Here is a 6,480-nt window from a genome sequence, read left to right as displayed (position 1 = left end):
CCCCCCCCCCCCCCCCCCCCCCCCCCCCCCCCCCCCCCCCCCCCCCCCCCCCCGCTTCGGCTACCGGCGTGCAGACAGAATCGCGAACGAATGCCCGGGAATCCTTGTCGAAGAACCGGTCTCGGACGAGGCCGGTTCTTCCCATGCGAGCAGCGACGATCCGCCCACAGGCACGGTGACCTCGTTCTCGGACAGGTTGCACACCACCCGGAGCGAGCCCCGGTACATCACGATCCAGCGTTCGTCCTCGTCGTAGTCGATCCGCAGGTGCTCCAACCACGGATCGGTCAGATCCGCATGCTCGCGGCGCAGTGCGAGCAATCCCCGGTAGGCATCGAGAAGCCGTGCGTGATCAGCTGTTCCGAGCTCGGACCAGTCGAGTTTGGATCGGGTGAACGTGTCCGGATCCTGTGGGTCGGGGATGTCCGCCTTGTCCCAGCCATGTTCGGCGAACTCGGCCTTGCGTCCTTCGGCAGTGGCCTTGCCGAGCTCGGGTTCGGGGTGCGAGGTGAAGAATTGGAACGGAGTCGATGCTCCCCATTCTTCGCCCATGAACAGCATCGGCGTGTACGGCGAGGCCAACACCAACGCAGCTTTGACGGCGAGCTGACCGGGCGAGAGATAGAACCCGGGGCGATCTCCGATTGCGCGGTTGCCGACTTGATCGTGCGTCGTCGTGTACGTGACGAACGAACTCGCTGGAATACGCCTTGTGTCCACGGGACGGCCATGGGTGCGGCCACGGAAACTGGAGTAGGTACCAGCGTGAAAAAAGCCCTGCCGCAACGTGTTCGCGAGCCCTTGAAGTGACCCGAAATCTCCGTAGTAGCCTTGTCGCTCACCGGAGACCGCGGCGTGGATTGCATGGTGAATGTCGTCGTCCCACTGCGCGTCCAGTCCGTATCCGCCGCCCGATCGTGCCGTCACCAGGTTCGGATCGTTCAGATCGCTTTCCGCGATCAGCGTCAGCGGCCGCCTGAGATGGGCAGCCAACCTGCGGGTGTCGACGGCCAATTCCTCGAGCAGATGCACCGCAGTGTGATCGACGATGGCGTGTACGGCATCGAGTCGGAGGCCGTCGATATGGAATTCTTCGAACCACCGCAGTGCGTTCTCTATTGCGTACCGCCGTACGACGCCGGAGTCGGCCTCGGCGTAGTTGATCGCCTGACCCCAGCTGTTGGCGCCTTGCGCCATGTACGGACCGAACCGCTCGAGGTAGTTGCCGGACGGCCCGAGGTGGTTGTACACGACGTCGAGGATCACGCCGAGACCGCGGCTGTGGCAGGCGTCGACGAGCCGCTGCAGACCGTCGGGGCCGCCGTATGCCTCGTGAACGGTGTACCAGAGCACCCCGTCGTAACCCCAGTTGTGAGTTCCGTTGAAGCCGTTGACCGGCATGACCTCCACGAACGTCACCCCGAGGTCGACGAGGTGATCCAACCGATCGATTGCTGCGTCGAAAGTCCCTTCGGCAGTGAAGGTTCCGATGTGCAGCTCGTAGATCACGCCGCCTTGAAGTTGACGACCGGTCCACGACGAGTCGGTCCAGACCGACTCGTCGAGACGGTGCAACTGCGAGGGCTGGTGCACACCGTCCGGCTGCCGCGGCGATCTGGGATCGGGCAGGACGGTGGTGTCGTCGTCGAGCACGAAACCGTAGCGGGCATCGGGGGAGGCATCGACGTCGGCAGACCACCAGCCGCTCTCGCCCCGGTGCATCGGATGCAGAGAACCGTCGACGTTCAGGCGGACGGTGTCCGGCGTCGGTGCCCAGACTTCGAAGCGATGCGTCATGCGTCGTGCTCTCCTAAGATGTCGCCTTCGGATACTTCGCGAACCAGCAGTGCTACCGGCAATGCGGCAAACACTGTGTCCGCCTGTATGTCACCGCTGTACACCGTGTCGGTCAACCGGTCTCGCCAGCGACCTTCGGGGAGTACCACCGATGTCGATCCCCAACCCTGCGAGGCCAGAGTCAGCGAGTGGCGCGTGGCGAGGGCGATGACGTCAGGGTTGCCCGTCACCGGCCCGCGGGCGAAACCGATCACGTGTGTCGACGCGGATCCGGTCGCGTTCACCGGGGCGTACGTGCCACCGACGAAGCTGTCCGGTCGGTCACGGCGCAACCGCAGCGCTGCGCGCACGACCCGGAACTTGGCCGCTCCGGTGATGTCGACGAGAGGAACAGACGTGTCCGAGAGGCGTTGCCGGCGAACGGTGTAGTCGACGGGGCGTCGATTGTCGGGATCGACGAGGGAGTCCTCCCACAGTTCCGTGCCCTGATAGACGTCGGGCACCCCTGGACCGACGAGGTGCAACAGCTTCTGTCCCAACGAATCACTGCGGCCGTGTGGGTCGAGTCGCGCCACGAGCATCGTGACCGAGTCTGCGATCGTGCCCTGCAGAATCGAATCCAACCACGCGTGAACGGACTTCTCGAACGCCTCGTCCGGCTCGCTCCAGTTTGTTCGAAGGCCGGCCTCGCGCAGCGCCTTCTCGGCATAGGCGTGGATGCGCGAACGCAATTCCTCGTCGAGGAGGCCGTCTGCAGGCCACACCCCGAACAGGTTCTGCCACAGGAACAGTCCGCTTGCCCCGTCGGGACTCGGAGTCATCAGCTCCCAGTCAGCGATGCATCGCGCCCACAGTTGGGGAGTCTGCGAGAGAACCCCGATGCGTGCGCGTACGTCCTCGCCTCGCTTGGTGTCGTGGGTGGAGAGAGTGGTCATCGCAGCAGGCCACCTCACCGCTCGATCGGCGTTCGCGAGGTGGAATGCGGCGGGACTCACGCCGAACGCAGCCGGGTCGCCGCCGACCTCCTGTAACGAGACCAATCTAGTAGCGCGGTAGAACAGGCAGTCCTCGACGCCCTTCGCAGTGACGGCTCCGCAGACCTGTTCGAAGCGCACTGCGGACTCGCCATCCGAGATCAAGGCTGCCGTGAGGGCATCGATACCTACGCCCAGGTCGGGCTGCTCCTCTGCCAGTGTTCCGATCACCCGGCCGATGGTTCCTGCGAGCGGTGCGTAATCGGATCGGTAGTACGGCATACGTGCGACCACGGCAACGATCGCATCGACGATCGGCTCTAGGTCGACGTCGGTGCCGGATTCGCGGATCACGCAGCGCGCCAGGCGTCTGACCTCGGGTGCGAGGTCCCCGCGTGCGACCGAGGTCTTGAGAGCTTCCTCGGTGGAGTGAAGCCACGACGCATCGTCGCTCGTCCCCGTGCGCGCCTGCGACAGCTCCAGCAGAGCATCGGCACCGGACGCGTCGATGAATACCCCGCCCAGATCTGCGAGGGCGTCGTAGCCGGTGGTGCCGTCGACCGGCAAAGATTCGTCCAGTGGTTCTCCGCGCGCGAGGATCTTCTCGATCACCAACCAGCGGTCCTGGCCGATGAGTTCACGGAGTTCGATGAGATAGGTCGCGGGATCCGCCAGCCCGTCCGGGTGGTCGACTCGAAGTCCGTCGACGAGACCGTCGGTCATCCAGCTTGCGACCTGGCTGTGCGAGCGGGTGAAGACGTCCAAGTCCTCCTGGCGCAGACCGGCGAGTCCGTTGACGGAGAAGAACCGTCGATAGCCGACGAGTCCGGCCTTCCAACTCACGAGCCGGTAGGCCTGGCGAGCGTGTATCGATTCCGGGTCGCCGTCATCGGTTCCGTCCGCGATCGGGAATCGATGCTCGTAGTAGGCCAACAGCGGCTTCTCACCGGAGCGATCGACCGTCAGTTCCTTGGAGTCCTCGTCGGAGCCGAGTACAGGCAGGGCGATCTTGCCGTCGGCTCCGTTGTCGGGCGCCCAGTCTATGTCGAAGAAATCTGCGTACTCGGACAAGCGGCCTTTGCCCAGAACGTCCCACCACCACGCGTTCTGCCGCGGGTCGTCGACGCCCACATGGTTGGGCACGATGTCGACGATTACGCCCATACCGCGTGAGTGCAGTTCTGCAGCCAGTGCTTCGAACGCTTCGCGGCCACCGAGGGCAGCGGAGATGGTCGTAGGGTCGACGACGTCGTAGCCATGCGTCGACCCCTCGGTAGCGGAGAGGATCGGCGACAGATATGCATGGGTGACGCCGAGGTCGTCGAGATAATCGACGATGTCTCGGGCGTCGTCGAGAGTGAACTGGTCCCCTCGCAGTTGTAGTCGATATGTGCTGGAGGGGATCGGCATATTCTTCAGTCCGTCTTTCGTAGAACGAGTAGCGACCGGGCGGCCACTTCGACTGGTGTACCCGCTTCTATGACATTCTCACTTGCCCCGGTGGGAACGGCGGTGTCGAGAGCCACCGTCCATTCGTTGGCGTATTCACCGTCCGGCGTCAGGAACTCGATGGCTTCGTGATGGGCGTTGAAGCACAGCAGGAACGAGTCGTCGACGACGCGTTCACCACGCTGGTTGGGCTCGGGGATTCCTTCGCCGTTGAGGAAGACGGTGAGACTCTTCCCGAAACCACTGTCCCAGTCCTCCGGGGTCATCTCCTCACCTGCTGGGGTGAGCCACGCTATGTCGCGGGCCTGTTCACCGCTGCGGATGGGGAGGCCTTCGAAGAATCGTCGACGACGGAACACCGGGTGATTCTTGCGCAGCGCGATAGCTGCCCTGGTGAACTCGATGAGATCGGCGTTGGTCTCGGCGAGTGACCAGTCCATCCATGCCAGTTCCGAGTCCTGGCAGTAGACGTTGTTGTTGCCCTGCTGTGTTCGCCCGAGTTCGTCGCCGTGTGCGATCATCGGCGTGCCCTGACTCAGCAGGAGCGTCGCCATGATGTTGCGAATCTGACGCCCACGAAGATCGAGGATCTCTGGATCGTCGGTCGGGCCTTCGACGCCGCAGTTCCACGACCGGTTGTGGCTCTCACCGTCGTTGTTGTTCTCGCCGTTCGCGTCGTTGTGCTTCTCGTTGTACGACACGAGGTCGTTCAGCGTGAAGCCATCGTGCGCGATGACGAAGTTGATGCTGGCACCCGGCCGCCTGCCGGTGGCCTCGTACAGGTCCGAGGATCCGGTGAGGCGCGACGCGAACTCGCCGAGGGTGGCCGGCTCGCCGCGCCAGTAGTCGCGCACGGTGTCGCGGTACTTGCCGTTCCACTCGGTCCACAGACCGGGGAAGTTGCCGACCTGGTAGCCGCCCTCGCCGATGTCCCACGGTTCGGCGATGAGCTTGACCTGACTGACGACTGGATCCTGCTGCACCAGGTCGAAGAACGCGGAGAGTCGGTCGACGTCATGCAACTCGCGGGCGAGGGTGGACGCGAGGTCGAAACGGAAGCCGTCGACGTGCATTTCGGTGACCCAGTATCGGAGCGAGTCCATGATCAGTTGCAGCGTGTGCGGGTGACGGGCGTTGAGGCTGTTGCCCGTTCCGGTGTAGTCCATGTAATGCGCGTAGTCACCGTCGACGAGTCGGTAGTACGCGGCGTTGTCGATTCCGCGGAAGCTGATGGTCGGACCCATGTGATTGCCCTCGGCGGTGTGGTTGTAGACCACGTCGAGGATCACTTCGATGCCAGCGGCATGGAACTCGCGCACCATGGCCTTGAACTCGGTGACGGCTCCGCCGGCCGTCGGGTTCGAGGAGTAGTCGGCGTGCGGCGCGAGGAAGCCGAAGGTGTTGTAGCCCCAGTAGTTGCGCAGGCCCTTGTCGATGAGCGTTTGATCCTGCATGAACTGGTGCACCGGCATGAGTTCGATCGCGGTGATACCGAGATTCTTCAGGTGCTCGATGATCGACGGGTGTGCAAGCCCCGCGTAGGTGCCTCGCAGCGATTCCGGAACGTCCGGATGTGCGATGGTCATGCCCTTGACGTGAGCCTCGTAGATGACCGTCTCGTGGTACGGACGGCGGGGTGCACGGTCGGCCTGCCAGTCGAAGAACGGGTTGATGACGACGCTGGTCATCGTGTGGCCCAGGGAATCGTACTGAGGGAAGTCGTTTCGCGGCGTCTCGTCGTGTGCGACCGGGTCAGGTTCGATGATCTCGTCGTTCGGATCGATCAGATCGGCCTCGTCTTCGAACGGCTTCGCGTCCGGGTCCGTTGCCGGTTCGGGCTCGGGCTGGGGCTCGGGTGTGTCGAGGCTGTACGAGAACAGCGAGCGGTCGCCGTCGAACTCGCCCTCGAACGCCTTGCCGTACGGGTCGAGAAGGAGCTTGCTCGGATCACAGCGATGCCCCTGCGCGGGATCCCACGGTCCGTGAACGCGGTATCCGTACTTCTGGCCTGGGATGACCGATGGCAGGTACGCGTGCCAGACGTAGCCGTCGGACTCCTCGAACCGGATGCGCGTTTCGGTGCCGTCGTTGCTGATCAGACACAGATCGACTGCCTCGGCAACCTCGGAAAACAGAGCGAAATTCGTACCGGCGCCGTCGTAGGTGGCTCCCAGCGGATATGCCGAACCCGGCCATACTTCGATCGCGGGCGGTTCGGAGGGTGCTTCGACAGACATGGATGAAACCCTACTGTGAGCGG

The 6,480-nt window shown here is 63.9% G+C and carries 3 protein-coding genes; all 3 read right to left on the bottom strand.

Features of this window, described 5'->3' with window-relative positions:
- Positions 1 to 60 precede the first annotated feature (60 nt).
- Genes treZ through glgX form a run of 3 tightly spaced genes read right to left on the bottom strand, consistent with a single transcriptional unit; the run spans position 61 to position 6,457 of the window.
- On the bottom strand, positions 61 to 1,797 hold the full coding sequence (gene treZ / locus ACODSO_RS19640; protein WP_489038449.1) for a malto-oligosyltrehalose trehalohydrolase: 1,737 nt from the start codon (positions 1,795 to 1,797) through the stop codon (positions 61 to 63).
- Positions 1,794 to 4,181 carry a malto-oligosyltrehalose synthase gene (gene treY / locus ACODSO_RS19635; RefSeq protein WP_489038448.1) on the bottom strand — a complete coding sequence of 796 codons (2,388 nt, stop codon included), beginning with the start codon at positions 4,179 to 4,181 and terminating at the stop codon, positions 1,794 to 1,796. Before treY ends, treZ begins: the two co-directional genes overlap by 4 nt.
- A 5-nt stretch (positions 4,182 to 4,186) precedes the next feature.
- Positions 4,187 to 6,457 (bottom strand): glycogen debranching protein GlgX, encoded by a 2,271-nt coding sequence (glgX, locus tag ACODSO_RS19630; RefSeq protein WP_489038447.1) that lies wholly within the window; start codon positions 6,455 to 6,457, stop codon positions 4,187 to 4,189.
- Positions 6,458 to 6,480 lie beyond the last annotated feature (23 nt).

This window comes from Rhodococcus sp. FG69 (genome assembly GCF_057808915.1).
This window is presented reverse-complemented; position numbering and strand designations above follow the sequence as displayed.